Origin of the sequence: Streptomyces sp. NPDC088246, assembly GCF_044741025.1 — a bacterium.
Taxonomy (GTDB): domain Bacteria; phylum Actinomycetota; class Actinomycetes; order Streptomycetales; family Streptomycetaceae; genus Streptomyces.
Genome location: NZ_JBIURV010000060.1, coordinates 1 through 16,048, shown reverse-complemented (window position 1 = coordinate 16,048; position 16,048 = coordinate 1). Strand labels below are relative to the sequence as shown.

Annotated in this window: 17 protein-coding genes and 1 CRISPR repeat array; of the genes, 10 read left to right on the top strand and 7 right to left on the bottom strand. The window is 68.2% G+C overall.

The genetic code is table 11. From position 1 onward, the window contains the following. Nucleotides 1–189 precede the first annotated feature (189 nt). Nucleotides 190–2,076 carry a DNA/RNA helicase domain-containing protein gene (locus ACIPEK_RS40125; protein WP_402006991.1) on the top strand — a complete coding sequence of 629 codons (1,887 nt, stop codon included), beginning with the start codon at nt 190–192 and terminating at the stop codon, nt 2,074–2,076. Between the two features lie 69 nt (nt 2,077–2,145). On the opposite strand, the gene ACIPEK_RS40120 is transcribed toward ACIPEK_RS40125, so the two are convergent. Continuing rightward, nucleotides 2,146–2,520, bottom strand: coding sequence for a hypothetical protein (locus ACIPEK_RS40120; RefSeq protein WP_402006989.1), 375 nt, complete (start codon nt 2,518–2,520; stop codon nt 2,146–2,148). 419 nt (nt 2,521–2,939) lie between these two features. Here ACIPEK_RS40120 and ACIPEK_RS40115 point away from each other — a divergent pair, with 419 nt between their 5' ends. The 3 genes from ACIPEK_RS40115 (at nt 2,940) to ACIPEK_RS40105 (ending at nt 4,744) form a co-directional block, all read left to right on the top strand. Then, the gene (locus ACIPEK_RS40115; RefSeq protein WP_402006987.1) at nt 2,940–3,182 is read left to right on the top strand and encodes a hypothetical protein; all 243 of its coding nucleotides are present in this window, start codon (nt 2,940–2,942) and stop codon (nt 3,180–3,182) included. A gap of 116 nt (nt 3,183–3,298) precedes the next feature. Beyond that, a complete protein-coding gene (locus tag ACIPEK_RS40110; protein ID WP_402006985.1) occupies nt 3,299–4,093 on the top strand; it encodes a DUF4145 domain-containing protein in 795 nt (264 codons plus the stop codon). A 132-nt stretch (nt 4,094–4,225) separates the two neighbouring features. Beyond that, complete coding sequence (locus ACIPEK_RS40105) at nt 4,226–4,744, top strand: endonuclease domain-containing protein (protein WP_402006983.1); 519 nt, start codon at nt 4,226–4,228, stop codon at nt 4,742–4,744. 26 nt (nt 4,745–4,770) lie between these two features. On the opposite strand, the gene ACIPEK_RS40100 is transcribed toward ACIPEK_RS40105, so the two are convergent. Further along, nucleotides 4,771–4,989 (bottom strand): hypothetical protein, encoded by a 219-nt coding sequence (locus ACIPEK_RS40100; RefSeq protein ID WP_402006981.1) that lies wholly within the window; start codon nt 4,987–4,989, stop codon nt 4,771–4,773. Nucleotides 4,990–5,091: 102 nt separating this feature from the next. On the opposite strand from ACIPEK_RS40100, the gene ACIPEK_RS40095 reads away from it, so the two are divergent. Continuing rightward, a complete protein-coding gene (locus tag ACIPEK_RS40095) occupies nt 5,092–5,658 on the top strand; it encodes a hypothetical protein (RefSeq protein ID WP_402006979.1) in 567 nt (188 codons plus the stop codon). Nucleotides 5,659–5,699: 41 nt separating this feature from the next. Beyond that, a complete protein-coding gene (locus ACIPEK_RS40090) occupies nt 5,700–6,350 on the top strand; it encodes a DEAD/DEAH box helicase family protein (RefSeq protein WP_402006977.1) in 651 nt (216 codons plus the stop codon). 62 nt (nt 6,351–6,412) lie between these two features. Here ACIPEK_RS40090 and ACIPEK_RS40085 read toward each other — a convergent pair whose 3' ends face one another. Both ACIPEK_RS40085 and ACIPEK_RS40080 read right to left on the bottom strand, forming a co-directional pair. Next, on the bottom strand, nt 6,413–7,213 hold the full coding sequence (locus ACIPEK_RS40085) for a hypothetical protein (protein WP_402007012.1): 801 nt from the start codon (nt 7,211–7,213) through the stop codon (nt 6,413–6,415). A 344-nt stretch (nt 7,214–7,557) separates the two neighbouring features. Continuing rightward, on the bottom strand, nt 7,558–8,319 hold the full coding sequence (locus ACIPEK_RS40080; protein WP_402006975.1) for a hypothetical protein: 762 nt from the start codon (nt 8,317–8,319) through the stop codon (nt 7,558–7,560). A 620-nt stretch (nt 8,320–8,939) separates the two neighbouring features. On the opposite strand from ACIPEK_RS40080, the gene ACIPEK_RS40075 reads away from it, so the two are divergent. Further along, nucleotides 8,940–10,196: a hypothetical protein gene (locus ACIPEK_RS40075; RefSeq protein WP_402006973.1), complete on the top strand. Its 1,257-nt coding sequence runs from the start codon at nt 8,940–8,942 to the stop codon at nt 10,194–10,196. 496 nt (nt 10,197–10,692) lie between these two features. Here ACIPEK_RS40075 and ACIPEK_RS40070 read toward each other — a convergent pair whose 3' ends face one another. The 3 genes from ACIPEK_RS40070 to ACIPEK_RS40060 form a co-directional block, all read right to left on the bottom strand. After that, nucleotides 10,693–10,947 carry a hypothetical protein gene (locus ACIPEK_RS40070; RefSeq protein ID WP_402006971.1) on the bottom strand — a complete coding sequence of 85 codons (255 nt, stop codon included), beginning with the start codon at nt 10,945–10,947 and terminating at the stop codon, nt 10,693–10,695. A gap of 220 nt (nt 10,948–11,167) precedes the next feature. Further along, the gene (locus tag ACIPEK_RS40065; protein WP_402006969.1) at nt 11,168–11,746 is read right to left on the bottom strand and encodes a hypothetical protein; all 579 of its coding nucleotides are present in this window, start codon (nt 11,744–11,746) and stop codon (nt 11,168–11,170) included. 413 nt (nt 11,747–12,159) lie between these two features. Further along, a CRISPR array of direct repeats spans nt 12,160–12,553; the repeat unit is 29 nt; unit sequence GGGACCGTCCCCGCGCGTACGGGGTGCAC. A gap of 240 nt (nt 12,554–12,793) precedes the next feature. After that, nucleotides 12,794–14,182 (bottom strand): RNA-guided endonuclease InsQ/TnpB family protein, encoded by a 1,389-nt coding sequence (locus tag ACIPEK_RS40060; protein WP_402006967.1) that lies wholly within the window; start codon nt 14,180–14,182, stop codon nt 12,794–12,796. Between the two features lie 428 nt (nt 14,183–14,610). Here ACIPEK_RS40060 and ACIPEK_RS40055 point away from each other — a divergent pair, with 428 nt between their 5' ends. From ACIPEK_RS40055 to ACIPEK_RS40045, 3 genes are read left to right on the top strand one after another with little or no spacing between them, the layout of a single operon-like run. Further along, nucleotides 14,611–14,961 (top strand): hypothetical protein, encoded by a 351-nt coding sequence (locus ACIPEK_RS40055; protein ID WP_402006965.1) that lies wholly within the window; start codon nt 14,611–14,613, stop codon nt 14,959–14,961. 2 nt (nt 14,962–14,963) lie between these two features. Then, a complete protein-coding gene (locus tag ACIPEK_RS40050) occupies nt 14,964–15,296 on the top strand; it encodes a DUF6233 domain-containing protein (protein ID WP_402006963.1) in 333 nt (110 codons plus the stop codon). A gap of 55 nt (nt 15,297–15,351) precedes the next feature. Beyond that, a complete protein-coding gene (locus ACIPEK_RS40045; protein ID WP_402006961.1) occupies nt 15,352–16,038 on the top strand; it encodes a hypothetical protein in 687 nt (228 codons plus the stop codon). Nucleotides 16,039–16,048 lie beyond the last annotated feature (10 nt).

Here is a 16,048-nt window from a genome sequence, read left to right as displayed (position 1 = left end):
CAGGGACCAGCCCGGTCGGCTGGGGGTGCGGGGTGGCTGTGGGGTGTCGTAGAACCCGGGGGAAAACACGTGTCCGACCAGACTGCGACAGCATCCGAGCCCGACAGCCTCACAGTCCCCTCCCCACGCCCCGTGCCAGGCGCAGCGGCCACGGGGGCGGCAGGGGTGGCGTGCGCGGCGGCTGGCCGGGTGGGTGAGATCGCAGCCCGTGTCGGTGATCCTTCGTTCCTCCAGGCGTGCGCGGCCCGGTATACGGCGGCCGGATTCGGGGTGCCGGGTGACGCCGAGGTGCGCAGCTGGCGCAACAGCTGGCCGCCTCTCCTGGAGGCGTTGGGGCGGGCGGGGCTGTCGGATCTTCAGGTGTACTTGGAGTACGGGACGCCGGGCGGCAGCCGGCGGCTGGACGCTCTGCTGGTCGGGGCCGGACCGGACGGGGTGCTGGTCCTGGTGGTGGTCGAGCTGAAGCAGTGGCAGACCTGCCGCGTCCTGGACGGGGAGCGGGTCATGCGCAGCGACGGGGTGGTGACGGCCCATCCGGTGTTCCAGGTCGCCGCCTACCGGAGCTTCTTCACGCACTGGCGGCCTGCGGGGGCGCCGGAGCTGGATGTGCGGGCGGTGGTGGTGCTGCACAATGCGAGTGCGCAAGAGGCTGCTGTGCTGCGTCCTGAGGCTCCCGCGGCCGCCGATATCCCGGTCCTGAGCGGTGCTGACCTATCTGCCCGTGCGGAGGACCTGGTCGGCCTGTTGCGCAGCGACGGTCTGGCCGCGCCGGGCGCCGCGCAGGTGGCCGCTTTCGAGGGCATCCGGTGGGAGCCCTCCAGCCGGCTGCTCGACCATGTCGGGTCGGAGTTGGAGGGCACCAGCGCCTTCGCTCTGGTGGGTGACCAGCAGGACGCGTTCGTGCGGATCCGCGCCGCGGCAGCCCGCTACCTGCCCGCCCGCGGCGAAGCCATGGTGTGCAAGGGGGACGGTGCGGTCATCACCGTGAGCGGCGGCCCTGGCAGCGGCAAGACCGCGCTCGCCGTGCGGCTGCTCGGCCGTCTCATGCGCGACCACCCCGCGACGCGTCCCCGCTTCGTCACACCGTCCGGGACCCTGCGCGCTCACCTCCTGGACGCCGTGCGCGGCCACAGCGCCGCCCGCGAACTGTTCCCCGGTATCGGCTCCCTGCGCAGCACCGCGCAGCAGGCCGGTGCGCTCGTCATCGACGAGGCGCAGCGCATCAAACGGGGTGGCGTCGATGGGCTGCCGCCGGACCTGGCCGCAGTGGTGAAACACGTTCCGCTGGCCGTCATCTTCCTCGACGAGCGGCAAGTCATCCGCCCCGACGAAGGCACCACCGTCGACGAGATCCACGCGGCCGCCCTGCGTCTTGGGCGGGTGCACCACCACCTTGAGCTCACCGGATCGTTCCGCTGCGCCGGCTCGGCGGCGTACACCGCCTGGGTCGACGCCCTCCTGTACGGCGAGCCGGTTCCCTGGGCGGGGCATGCCGGCTACGGCCTCAGCCTGTGCGAGGACCCCTTCCAGATGCAGGAGTGGATCGAGCGGGCGACCGCCGCCGGGCACAGCGCCCGCATCAGTGCCGGGTTCTGCTGGCCCTGGCCACGCAACCGTCGCGCCACCGCCACGCTCCCCCTCGACATCCAGATCGACGTCCCCTCCCCCACCGGCGAAACCCGTGTCTGGGAAGCGGCGTGGAACGCCCGCGAAACCCTCACCGACAGCGACGGCAACCCGCTCGCTCCACGCAGCCAGCTCTGGGCCACCCACACCGGCGGCCACCAGCAGATCGGCTGCATCTACACCGCCCAAGGCCTCGAATACCACCACTCCGGCGTCATCATCGGCCCCGACCTCACCTGGGAAAACGACCACTGGGAAGCCCACCCCGACCAAAGCCACGACAAGGACCTGCGCGACCTGCCCCCAGAGCAGTACCTCCGCTACGCCCTCAACATCTACCGCGTCCTACTCACCCGCGGCACCCACACCACCCGCATCCACACCACCCACCCCGAAACCCAGCACTTCCTCGACCAGCTCATCAACCCGGCACCCACGCTTAGCAACTGACCAGCGGACGCGAAAAAGCACCGGACAAAGGTCCGGCGCTTCTTCGAGAACAGGTGGTCCAGCTACGGGCTACCGCTTGTCGTGGCGGTTGCCCAGAAGGACGTGGACCACGGGCAGGATCCCAATCACCAGCGCCAGGGCCCAGATGCCCTGCCAGGGCATCGGCAGGTCCACGGACAGCTTCAGCACGAGGAGGGGGCCGGCCACCGAGCCGATGATTCCCAGGACACGGGTCGACGCGTTGATCATCTGTCCGGTGTTGCGGCCCGGGACACGCATCCCAGCCTTGAACTTCGCCTTGGACACCTCAATGTCCACCTGCGCTTCGCTGCTGGGCATTTCCTCCTGGTCGACGGGGGTCGTCCAGATCTGGACCTCGGCCTGCGGCGACGGCTGCTCGCCGCCATTGTCGGGAAGGGTGGTCTGTGCGGTGCTGTCGATCATTAGGGCTGGGTCCTCCATGCGTTGTGCCGATCGAACCCCGCACCGCGGTCGGCGCGTGACTCAGCTCGATCAGTCACTCCCAGCCAGCTGCTCGCCCCTACGTGTCGTAGAGAACCGAGTAACAGGCTCTGCAAGGACGCCCGTTGATTCGCCGGCCTGGATGAAGCCGCATGTTGAACCCCTCTCATCGACTGCACTCCACGACGGTTGCCGCGGCCACAGAGTACACGACAAGAGACCTCTCGCGCACCGAAAGCTCACCAAATTGGTGCTGCGCATTGGTGGCCAGCATTAGAGTCACACCTGTGCCGTCCTGGTATCACACCAAATTGGTGGCGCTCAGGTGCATTGATGTCATGATGAAGAGACCCGGGCATCAAGCAGGTGCCTTCCCCGCGACTTGAAGGAGGCTGAGAGGCATGGCCCGAGAAGCGGACAAGCTTCACGCCGTACGTACGGAGAACGAACGCTTCACCGTCACCCTCATCCCCGTGGCCGCCCAGGCGGTCACCACACTCATGAGGATCATCGGACTGTCCAAGACCGACACCATCAACCGGGCCGTACAGGTCTACGCCTTCCTCGCCCAGCAGATGGCCGACGGAAAAGAGGTCCTCCTGCGCGACGAGGACGGCAACACCGAACGCGTCCACATCGTCTGAACCACCAGCCCACAGCTCCAGACCGGCCGGACCTGACGACGGCACCCTCCGACGCCCCACAGTCCTGTCATTCACCCCGCAATTTGTTGAACCACCAGACCGCATCAGGAGCAGCCGTGGATACAGAAGCCTTGAAAGCCATCGCGCGAGGCTGGACCGATGGCGCCTGGCCCACGATCCCCTGTCCTTCCTGCGCTCGCGGAGAACTCGGCCTCCCCGACGACCAGCACGCCCTCGCCCAGGAGGAGAGCTGGGAGAGCAGGGACTGGCGCAAGCACAACCACTGGGAACCCGACTGGATCCATGGCCAGTTCCATGGAGCGCTGGTCTGCGGCCGCACGCAGTGCCGTGAGTACGTCGCGATCACAGGTGACTGGAGACTGGTCGAACAGCTAGATGACGAGAACCGTTGGGACGGGGGCAGCTACGAGCCGCTCTTCACCCCACGCTTCTTCCTCCCCGCCCTCAGGCTCCTCACTGCCACACCCCGCCTTGAGGTCCCCGCTCCGATCGCGGAACGACTGCTGGCAGCCTCCACCGTCCTGTGGGCGGACCCGAGTTCGGCGGGCAACCGGGTACGAGCAGCAGCCGAAGCACTCCTGGACGACCAAAACGTCCCCCGGACCACGACGACGGCCAAGGGCAGAACACAGCGGCTCACGGCCCACAGCCGAATCGTGGAGTTCCGTACCGCCGGCCACCCGGAAGAAGCCGACCTGCTCGAAGCGGTGAAGTGGATAGGCAACGACGCCAGCCACGAGGACTCCCTGTCCGTCGCTGATGTCCTCGACGGGGTCGAGCTCCTGGAGCACGCCCTGCGGCTGCTGTACGACACACGGCCAGCCGTGTTGAAGGAGCGCGCCACCCGCATCAACAAGCAGTGCGGAACCCGTCCCCCCGCAGCCCTCTGACCAGCCGCCATCAGCCACACCCGGGCGCCCAACGCTGACAGCCCGTACCCTCGCGCCGGGGCAACCAGGAAGGGTAGGCCCGGGGAAACAGCCTTCCGCTGGATGTCAGACTCCGGCGCTACCGTCCGGCGCGTGGACTACGCCTACGACGACACCTACTTCTGCTGCGCCTGGTGCCAGGACGACGACGACCCGGACCCCCGGTTCCGCCGGGCCGACAAAGAACTGTGCGTCCACTGCAACCGGGCCGTACAGCAGGCCCAGAAGTACACACTCACCATCGCCCAGGTCAATGGAATCCTCCGGTTCCAGCGCGACGCCTGCGCCCTGTGCCAGGAAGAACCCGACTACGAGTTCGGCTTCCTCGACGACACCAGCCGGACCTTCTGGCACATCGACCACGACCATGCCTGCTGTGGGCCCGGCGGCTCCTGCGGCCGGTGCGTCCGCGGCGTGCTGTGCCTGACATGTAACGCGACCCGACTGCCCGCCTACGAACGGCTGCCCGAAATACTCCCCGACAGCCCCCGCTTCAACGACTACCTCCACAATCCGCCGGCCAGACACCCGCACGCCCAGCCCACCAGCCACGACCTCGGAGGCCCCCGAGGTGCCTTCAGCGCCATCCTCGACGCTTTCTTCGACAGCTGACTGCCCTGCCCCCGGAGCGAGCAGGATCACACGCCCTGCAGCACTGACCGGACAACCTCGCCAACGGCCACCAGCACCCCCATGGTGACGGCAAAAGCCATGCCAGCGCGGCCCCACACGACAGCAGTCGTAGAGCCCTCGCGGTACGCCAGGACACCCGCCACCACGGCGACGCACCCCGACATGAGCCCCGCGAAGGCCAACCACAAAAAAACCAGCACCAGCACCGTTACCGGCCCGTTCATATCCCCTCATCCGTAGAACACTTGCCTACTTTCCATAGATGCTAGTAGTAGCTCAAGTAGAGCAGGTAGTGTTCACAGAAAGCCGCATGTGGAGGAGATCTGATGAAACTGACCGTGTTTCAGTTCGAGGGAACAGCCGAAGAGCTCGACGCCTCACAGACACTGCGTGAACTGACACAGCCTCACCACGGCACAACCACCGTGGTCCAGCAGGCCGCACAGCCTGGCCAGGACGCCCCGGGCGTACCGTCACGCATCCCGGGCGTGGCCGGCGAAGGCCAGGAAGCCGTACGCACCCTCCTGCGGCGAAGCCCGGCACCCGAACTGTTCGTCCGCTTCCTCGCCGCGGCGACCGGGTGGGACAACGTCGCAGTGCACGGCATCAAGCGCAAAGGCGCCCAGCCGGGCGATCCCCTGGACTACAGCCGGTACCTCAGGCTGCGCAGGCAGGGATCGCAGCTGGGCGGCTTCGCCTACGTCTACGCGGAGTCAAGCACTATCAACCTGCGTCTCAACTACGGCCATGCCCAGCTCGACGAGCTGGGCATCACCACCGCCCGCACCCTCACCACGGGCCACCGGGAGTACCGCGTCAGCGTCGACCTCACCGACGAGACAAGCCTCGCCAACGCCCTGCAACTCGCCGAACTCGCCTACAACGCCACCTGAACCAGACAGCCCACAGCCCGAGACCGACAGGAAGAGCCGGCGTGGATCTACGGCCCCACCAGCGAGAAGCCGTCGACGCGGTCCTCCGCGCCCTCGAGCTGCCCACACAATCCCTCGTGCCCGAGCGGGGGCTCCGGACGCAGGTCGTCATGGCCACCGGCTCCGGCAAAACCCTCGTCACGGTGCGCAGCGCGCAGGAGCTCCGCGCGGGCCGTGTGCTGGTGCTTGTTCCCTCGCTGGACCTGCTCACGCAGACAGAGGGCGCGTGGCGCGAGGGGGGCCGCACCGGCCCGATGATCGGTGTCTCGTCCCTGCAGGGTGAGGAGGTGTCCTTCCCCAACACCACGGACGTGGACGAGCTGGTGGAGTGGACCCGGGGCCTGGACAAGGTCACCGTGTACGCCACGTACGCCAGCCTGGGGCTGGGCACGCTGGAGCGGGCGCACGCCGTCGGCCTTTCGGCTTGGGACCTGATCGTCGTGGACGAAGCCCACAGGGTTTCGGGCCGGATCGGGAAGCCGTGGGCCGTCGTCCACGACAACCAGAAGATCCCGTCTGGCCCGCTTGTCTACCAGTGCCGTCTTCCGCTGTCCACGCACACCGTCAACCACCTCGCCGATCTGTTGCGACGCCACCTGAAGGCGATTGGGTCCAGGTGGCGAATCCTGCCGCCCGGGCGGGTCGTCGGGTGACCGACGAACCGACCTTGGCCAACCCGATGGGGAGGGGGGACGCGCCTGGTGCCCGGACCCAGTCAGTCCAGGTCGTGCTCGGGGCCTCCGAAGTCGGGGCTGGTGAAGTCCGGGCTGGCGAATGTCGGGCGGGGGCCCGCCGCCGGGCCGTCGTCCGGGCTGGTGAAGTCCGGCCGGCTGTAGCCGAGCTGCGGGATGCGGTTCGCCGAACGATGCGGTGTGCGCGGCGCGGGGCCGGCGTCGGGGTCGGGGTCGGCGAGCGCGTCCCGCAGGAACGGCAGGATGCCCCGTTCCATCAGGGCGAACCGCCAGGCCTCTCTGGCGTGTGCCACGTCCTCACGTAGATCCTCGTCCTGCTCCTCGGCTGCCAGTGACGTCGAACCGCCGCGCAGGGCGGTGATGAGGAGACCGACGACGGCGACGAGGATGGCTGCCGCAGTGACCGCCGCGAAGGACCAGCCCGCGCCCACCATGGTGCTCGCGAACGATGGCGGCGGATTGAGCATCTTCAGGAGGTAGCCGACCAACAGGAAGATCACCGCGGCTGTGCCTGCCAGCACCAGCACCAGGACGGTGATGACGGCGAGCGCACCGGCTCCGGCCGCCTCCAGGGCCGGTGTCTTGCGTCTGGCCGGCCGCGCGCGATCGGGCGTGCGGCTGGCCAGGCGCTGCTCGGACGTGCGCAGTGTCCGCGTCTCCGCCGCCTTCGGTACCTCTGGGCGCACGCGTAGCCCAAGCAGCGCTGCCAGCAGACGACGGCCGAAGGACATCCCGGCCCACCGCCGCGGAACAACTCCGTCGCTGATACGGCGGCCGCCGGGTTGTCCGGCACCCAGCACGGCAGCGCCGAACCGATGGCCCAGACCTGCCGAGGCATGGTGGCCGGTGGCCCGGGTGCCGGAGCCGGGGAAGGCGGACAAGCCAGAGGTAAACGCCGAGCGCGAGGACGAGGACACCATGCCTGAGGACTCGTACGTGGATGCCGAGCTACGGAGTTCCTCGCGGACCTGTACGTAGTGTTGGTACTCGCCGGCGGCCGCCGCCGTGATCAGCGCCGCGGCGTTCAGCGCCATGGTGCGCAGTTGCCCGACATTGAGCCGCTCGCCGACCCCGGCCAGATCCGGTCGTTCATGGGCGTGACGCAGCACGTCGTCGAGGATCCGCTCGTACTCGGGGCGGTCCTCGGTCAGCAGGTGCGGAGTTCTGTTCACAGCCCCTCCTCCCCGAGCGCCGGCCCCTGCCGCAATCGTGGCGCGCTGCGACCATCGAAGCCAGACCCGGTTCCGTCGGACGAGTTCGCGGGGAAGGAAGTGTCCCTGGTGCGCGTGGGATCCGGGATTTGTGTTCGGTCCGCGGGAAGCTCGCCGGATGCGCGCTCCGGCGTACGAGCGTCCGCGGCTGTGGCGGGCCGCCTTGGCGAAGACATCGGCCGCGCGGGGGACGGCGGTCCTTCTGCAGGGCCAGAGGGCTGGACCGGATGATCCGCGGAGGGCGTGGATGGCTGCGCCACTCGGGGCGGGGGGAAGTCCATGGCGCCCCAGTTGTCCGTACCGCCCACGCCCACGGCGTTGTCAGCCGCACTCGAGGGCAACTCAGCTTCCGCGGCCGGCTGCCGTTCGCCCGTCACCGCCTCGTTCACCGTCTGGATGCGGCCGAGTTGGGTGAGCAGCATGGGCGCCGATATTCCGACGACGAGGGCGGCGTACCCACCGCTGATCTGTCCTGTGGTCCCGAACAGCACTGCGGCCCCGGCGCCCATCACGCTGTGCACGACGGCCGCGACGGTGTCGGCGGCGGGGTCGAAGTATGCCTGGAACTGCGGGGCTACTCCCTGTGCCGTCCCTGCCGCGTCTAACTGCCGGTGGGTGCGGCGGTCGGCCTGCCAGGAGACGAATCGGGTGTACAGGTCCAGGGCCCCGCGCAGCAGACCGCCCGCCGCCCCCAACAGGATCAACGTCGGGACGTCCACGGTCTCCCCTGGGTAACGGTGCTGCCACCTGGTCGCGAGCTTCCGGCCACGGGATGAGCGTAGAGCCGCTCGCCAGTCACGGGGAAGGGCTCGCTCGTAGAGGAGAGCGTGCTCGCCTACGTCGAACCCGGCGTCACCGTGCACGGCATGGACATCGGGCGGTGGCTCCAGAAGCAGCGTCAGCACGCGGTCTGGGCAGGGCTGATGGACTGACAGCGCGAGCGCCTGGAGCAGCTCGGTGTCATGCCACTGCCCCCGGAGCCGACGGCGCCCGGAAAGCCGTCCAAGGCCGCCTCAGGTGCCTTCGAGCGAGGTGTGGCAGCCCCTCGCGCAGTACTAAGGCCCGCACGGACTCCGTGACGGTCCCCAGGAGCCACGTAGAGGCGTTGTCGGACGGGTCGGAAGTGAAGCTCGGCGTATTCCTCAGCAACAGCAAGAGCCGCAGGGCCAAGCTGACCGCCGACAAACTCCGGGCTCTCGCCGCCCTCGGGCTCAACTGGGCGGCGTCCTGACGCTGTCGGACAGGACCGTTTCAAAGCAATGCGGGGCTTCCTCGGATGGGATCCCCTGCACTGCCCGCCCGGAAATCGGATCGGCCCGGGCGGCTGAGGTCCGTACCCTTGAACGAACAAGAGGTTCAATTCACTCCAGGTGAGGACAAGTTGAGCGAAGAAGGCGTTGTCGTCGTAGCCACCTCCGTTGCGGTGACGACCATCGACGAGGTACCCGGCCTGATGCAGGGGATTCGGCCGGACTGGCAGGCGAAGAAGTTGATCGAGAGGGTGCGCCGCATCCTGCCTATCGATCCGAGCAGTGCTTGCCAGCGTCTGTTCAACGCTGCCGTCCGGGACCTCAAGGACAAGATCCTGATCGTAGGTGTCGGCATCGCGGGTGAGGCTGCCAGGGCTGCGAACCCGAAGCTCCCGCCGATCCAGAATGCTGAGGACGTCGAGCACTACACGACCTCTAACTTGATCAAGCTTGCCTACCGCATCGGGCTTCTCAACCGTGCCGAGTGGCGCAAGATGACGCGGGTGTACGACATCCGCAAGGACCTCGAGCATGAGGACTCCGAGTACGAAGCGGCCTACGAGGATGTCGTGTACACCTTCGCGACATGCATCGACGCCGTGTTGTCGAAGGACCCGATCACGTTGATCGAGGTGCACGAGGTCAAGCAGATCATCGAGGCATCTGGCCCCATCACGCTGGACACCCGCCTTCTGGCCGACTTCGAGCAAGCCCCGGACCAGAGGCAGCAGGAGATCGTCCAGGTGCTGGTGAGCACGGCCTTGAGTCACTCCGAAGCCGATGTCGTCCGTGAGAACGCCTACCTGGTGCTCCAAGAACTGCGTGAGCTCACTCGAAATGGCGTGCGCCTGGCCGTCGCCAAACTCCTTCTGGACCGGCTCGGGCGTGCCTCCCTGGACGAACTCACCGTGCGCGTGGCCCACGCTGCTGGGCTGCTGCCATACCTGCACAAGGGACAGCGGAAAGACTTCTTCGCGAAGCAGCTCGACAAGCTCAACGGCATCGGCCACCACTGGAAGCGCCACGAGGAGCACGGCCCCGCGCTGCGGCTGTTTGAGGAGTTCGGCGGTCTTACCGAAATTCCCGACGACATCAAGCCCGGGATCGTCAAGTGGATGGTGCGCTGCTACATCGGCGAGCCCGGTGGATACGGAGCCGGTCTCAATCGGAAGGTCTTCTACAGCAACCGGGCGGCCCCCATCATCGAGGAGCTCTTCCTCAATAGCCGAGGCGACGTCCAGAGGTTCGTCGATGCTCTCCAGTCCGATACGGATGTCCGGCGCTCGTGTGAGAACGAGCATGTGAATCGCCGTTTCCAGGACCTGCTCGACATCGTCGGAAGCTGATCAAGGCGGCTCCTTCGGGGTTTGGGGCGGCCCCTGCCGTGCCACGTCCCGCAGTCAACGGGGACCGGGCCTGCCCCTGAAATGCGCCCGGTCAGGCGCTGTGTTGGTTCCTGCGCCCGCGGGACGGTGTGAGTGACCCATCCGGACTACGTGGCGGCGGGAAGGGTTCTGCGAGGCGGTCCAGGCGCGTGTAGAGGGCCCGCACGAGCCGGACGCAATGAGATCGCCGCACGAGCCGACAACCTGCGCGAGCAGATCGAGCGGCTCACCACCGCCCTCGCCGAGACCGAAGCCCGCCTGGCCGAGCTCACCGCCACCCGCAAGGTCATCGACGGCCTCACCCCACCCGACCACGAACCGGCCCCCGCGCAGACCACCACCGCCACTGTCTACCAGCGCATCGTGACCGCGTTCAACGAGCACCCCGGCAAGGTGTTCCGCGTCCACGATCTGCACGAGCACCTCGGCCTGCCCACCGACGAGCCCTCGATCAACGTCACCCGCTCCCGCCTGGGACGACTCGCCCCCCGAGCCGCCGTTGCTGAGCCTGACGCCAGTCGGTGTACTCGCCGTCCACGGGCAACTCCCTGCGCCCCTCTTCCAGGAAGACTTCGGCCATAGCCAGCTCCTGGCTCTGAAGCCACTCACGGGCCAGTTGGTACTTCTCCGACACAGCGGCCTCGGCAAGGTCGTTCAGGCGGCGAGGAAGCAGCACGGCCTGGTCGGTCGCGGGTATCGGTATGTCTGTCATGGCCGTTGATCTATCAGCCGCCACTGACACCGGGCCGTTTCGTCGTCGTCAGCTGCTGTCGGCTCGAGACGAGCTCGTGGACGGGACCCGCCCCAGGGATGCGCCCGGGGCGGGCTCCGTGTTCGTTCCGCCCTCATGACAGGGCACGGGTGTACGCGGATAACCGCCGCCCCGCCACCTCCATATGAATCCTGGAGATCGGGCGGCCCGATCTCCAGGGTCAGCGGCGGAGTGCGTAGCGGGTGAGGCGGGAGCGGGCGGCTTGTTCGCTGATCCCGAGCGCCTGGGCGACGGTGTCCCACTGTGGCCCGTCTGCGGTGTCGATGCTGAACGCGGTGTCGGTTGCAATCCGTTCGGTGAGGCGTTCCAGGGCGGCGACGGCGCGGAGTGCGGCCAGTGGTTCGTCGGCGACCAGGGCGGTGAGGCGTTCCTCGACCTGGTCGAGGAGGGTGGTGAGGTCGGCGGGCACGGGCACGGTGCGGGCCTGTACTTCAGTGATGTGGGTGTCCCAGTCGTCTTCCGGTCCGCTGGTGTCGGCCAGGTACGGGCGCCGGCGGTCGACGGCTTCCCAGTCGAGCGGGTGGCGGGTGCTGCCGCGCCAGCCACACGAGCACGCACCGCGCAGCTCGGTGGCGAGCGGGGCGCCCAGGGTGCCGTCGTAGACCCACCATTCAGTGCTCTGGTGCATCGTCGGCCCGCTCCCCGCGTCGAAGTACACCGGGCCCGGCTCTGTTCCGTCGGCCAACAGGACGCCGGGCCGGCCCTCATGCTGGCTGCCGAACTCCTCGGTCTCCCACATGCTCCGCCCCTCTCTCACCGGCCAGAACGCCGGTGACACCTCAAAGGCTGGCCGGGGGGCGCGCTGCAGCGCCGCCTCGTTCATGGGCCCGGCCGACTCACCCACGACCTTGCCCCAGCCCGGCCGGTCCCGGCGGGCGAATACCCGAACCGGTGAATCACGCTTTCCTAGGTCGAGGTCAGCCTGGCCGGGATGGTCTGGAGCTCAGCCGTGGCTCCCTGCCGCATCTCTCGGCATAGCGTGGGCCCGGTTATCTCTGGCTTTGGTCTTTCAGCGACAGGGCCGCCGCCTTGTGGCGTCGGCCTGCGGCCAGCGTCGCTCAAGCGTGATGCCACGGGGTAACTGGGCGCGTTGGTTGGCGGATCGAGATACGGGGTGCACTTCTCCCAGGCTCATCGCGGGCACCTGCATCCGGGACCGTCCCCGCGCGTACGGGGTGCACCTCGTAGTCGAACTATTGGGCTGGGCCTGGGGGGACCGTCCCCGCGCGTACGGGGTGCGCCCCATCTGCTCGGCGAGCATACCGATGAGGTTGGGACCGTCCCCGCGCGTACGGGGTGCACGCAGACAGGACGTGCCCCAGCGCGGTTCCGACGGGACCGTCCCCGCGCGTACGGGGTGCACATTCCGAACCGTGTGCTCGAACTACTGGAGGCGGGACCGTCCCCGCGCGTACGGGGTGCACTTGCCGTGCTTGGCCTTGTAGGCGGTCATCGCGGGACCGTCCCCGCGCGTACGGGGTGCACCACAGGTACCAGCGGAGCTCGGCGGGCAGGTGGGGACCGTCCCCGCGCGTACGGGGTGCACCCTTGTCGACCTGCGTGGTTGCCGGGCGCGGTGGCAGTTTTCAACCACCTTTGAGGATCCCGGCATTGCTCGCATATGTACGCGCTATGGATATGTGAGGACGGCTGGGAGGTTGCCCTCCCAGGGTGACCCGGTGACGGGTCTTCCCGCTTCGTCCTGCCGCCCCGGTGCCCTTGCGGGCTCAGGGGACTTCTGCAGTCCACGGGCGTTACAGCCCCTTTTCCAGGGGACTGGCCCGGCCTAGGCCTGGGCGGGTGTCGCGTGGTTCTTGATGTTGCGGGCCGCGTTGGCGTCCCGGTCGATGACCATACCGCAGGCCTGGCAGTGGAACACACGGTCGGCCAGGGTCTGGCCGGTGTCGATCCAGCCGCACCGGTGGCATGTCTTCGACGAGGGGAAGAAGGTAGGGACGCGGGCGACGGTGACGGCGTGCCAGCGGGCCTTGTACTCGATCTGCCGGTTGATCTCCGCGAAGCCGACGTCGAGGACGGCCCGGTTGAGGCCGGCCTTCTGGCGGACGTTCCTGCCGGGCTTGTCGGCGGTGCCCTTCGCCGAGCGGGTCATGCCCTTGGTATTGAGGCTTTCCAGGGCAATCTCGGCGTACTGCTCGACCAGGCGTTTGGTCAGCAGGTGCTGAGAGGTGGCCCGTCGGGCGGAGAGCAGGGCTTGGAGCTTGGCCACCTTGGCCTTCGCCTCCTCGTAGCCCTTGGACTGCTGTGCGGCGCCCTTCACGAAGCGGCGGGCCATGATCCGCTGGGCGCGGGCGAGTTTGCGTGCGGTGTTCTGCAGGAGGCGTGGGTTGTCCACGGCAAGGACGGGGGCCTGCCCCCGCTGCAGAGTGAGGGGATCGGAGAGGGCCAGTACGGTCTTCACCCCCAGGTCCACCCCGACCCGGCCCGCGGCCTGCTGTCGGCGAGTGGGGCGCACCGGCAGCTCCTGCTCGACCCTGGCCAGGACGGAGGCGTGCCAGCGGTGTCCGTGCCGGGAGACGGTAAGGCTGGTGACGACCGCGTGGCCGGAGTCGATGAGCCCGGTCAGCTCGCGCGGTGACTGGTGGAGGCGGACGGTGAACGCCGGCTGTCCGCCTCCGCCGGGTATTCGCAGGCGCCGGGGCCCCTCGAAGCGTATGTCGGGGTTCTTCAGGCTGTGGACGATCCGGAAGGACTCACGTGCGCCGCCGCGGCGCTTGAAGCGAGGGAAGCCCATCGGGGGCCGGCGCCCGGCCAGGGAGTCGAGCCAGTTCTTCCACGCCGTGTCGGCGTCCTCGAACGCGGTGTAGTAGGCCCGGTTGTTGACGCCCTCCCACCAGGCGAAGGGCTGCCGGGGCTCCTGCCCTTCGCGCAGCGGGCCGATGAACCCCTGGCCGCGGGTCTCGCGCCAGTAGGCCTGGGTCCGGTTCCGGTTCGGCACACGGACCTTCGGCGCCTTCTTGTTGGCCTCCGCCCTGTCCATGCCCTCGGCGACCAGCCGGTCACGGCCACGGCACCACCGCTCATAGACAGCGATCTTCATCCCGAGCGCGAAGTTGAACCCGCACCGGGAGGCAGTCGCGTAACGGTGCAGGATTTCGACCTGCGCCCCAGTCGGGTCCAGGGCATAACGGTAGGCCCTGATGATCGTCTCGCTCATCCGAGGATCATCACAGCCACCACTGACAGTGAGAGCAGCTCCGGTGGGGAGCTAACGAGTTCGGGGACCTCGATCGCGTCCTGTCCCCCGCGCCGGCCACCCGCCGCACCGGCTGGTCGGGCCCCAACGCCCTTTGCCGCTCCGAAGCCTGCAAGCCTCCCGCAGCGGCGCCACTACAGCCGTCCCATCCCTCATCGGCCTCGGTGCGGCTTGAGGCTTGATCGTCTTGCCCGCCACGAAGGTGCGGGAGATGCGGCGTACGGCAGCAGCCTCCGGATGGTGGCCCCGCCGACGGGGGTGCGGCGAGGCCGGTTCCGGTATGGCGGGGGCGGGCGGTTCTGGGCAGGATTTCGGGGGTGGGTGACCTGTTATGGGGTGGTTCGGCATGTCATTCGCATCCAATATTCGAACAGACGTAGCATTAACGTGTGCCCAAGACCACCGCCTTCGATTTCCCCCGGGATTTGCGCGACGCTCAGATCTCCCTGCACGAGACCCGCGCCGCCTACGAGCAGTACGCCAAGACGTTGCCGTGGTCGGCCGAGCCGATGCCCGGCTGGGAGGGCGAGAAGCAGCTCCACTCCGGGTACCGGTCCGGCAAGGCAGACAGTCCGGGGTACACGGAGGAACAGGCCGCCACGGTCGCCGATTTCCGGGCGCGGCTGCTGGAGCTCAGCATCACCGTGTCCACGCACCCGTTCTGGGATTCCGTTGACGTCGGCGACCGTGTCGAGGCCCGCATGGTGCTCAAGCACGCCCACGAGCCGGCCGCGGCGTAGCCATGCCTGGCGGCGACATATCCGACCTGGACAAGAACCGGGCCTTGGTCGACTGGCTGCGCTACCAGCTGCGGCAGGCCGAGAACCGGGTCCGCGAGCTTGAGGCCAAGGAACTCCAGGAGCAGCGTGCCCGGGAGCGGGCGCGGGCGGAGCAGTCGTGGAAGATCCAGCCGAAGCGGTCGGGCGAGACGGCGATGCTGCACCGCGGAGGCTGCGGCCTGTACAGCGCGCAGCTCGGATTCATCAACCGGCAGGAAGCGATCATCGCCCTGGACGAGCCGGACATCGAGGCGTGTCAGATCTGCAAGCCCGAGACGGGGCTGGTGGACGGGTAGGCCGTGCGGACCGTACGGCGCGCTTCGGAGGTGCTGTGCTCGCAGGATCGGTTCTGTGGAGTTCCCGATCAAGGTGGCGCTGGCCCAGGCGGTCCCGACCCTGCCCGACGGGCCTGGCTGGTGGTACGAGCCGAAGTTTGACGGCCACAGGACTGTGCTGCGCCGTACCGACGACACCGTGTTCTTGTACGCCCGGTCCGGGCGGGTCGTCACTCAGCACTGGATGGACCTCGCTGTGGCCGGCATGGAACTCCGCCCCGGGACGGTCCTGGATGGGGAGGCGGTGATCTGGCGGGACGGCCGGATGGACTTCGCGGCCGCGCAGTCGCGGGCTGCGTCGTCCGTGACCCGGGCCCGTGCCCTGACGGCCCGGCACCCAGCCGCATACGTCTGCTGGGATGTTCTGCAGCACCCGGACCCTGCGATCAAAGACCTCCGTAGCCGCCCGTACATGGAGCGCCGTGCTTACCTGTTGGAACTGCTCGCCGACTTGGGACCGCCGATCCAGCCCGTACCGGCCACGGACGACCGAGAGGTGGCCTTGCACTGGTACGAGGCGCTCCAGGAGCAGGGGATTGAGGGGATCTTGCAGCCAGGGTTTGGTGTTGACCGATTGACCACCATGTTGCCGGGCCGCAGTTCTACCTGTCACGACCGCCCCGTTACCGTTTTCGTGGCCCCGCAATGGGGTGCCTGGCCCCCGGGTCCGGTATGGCTGTGTGCCCCCTGTCGAAGTCGATGACCTGGGGGGT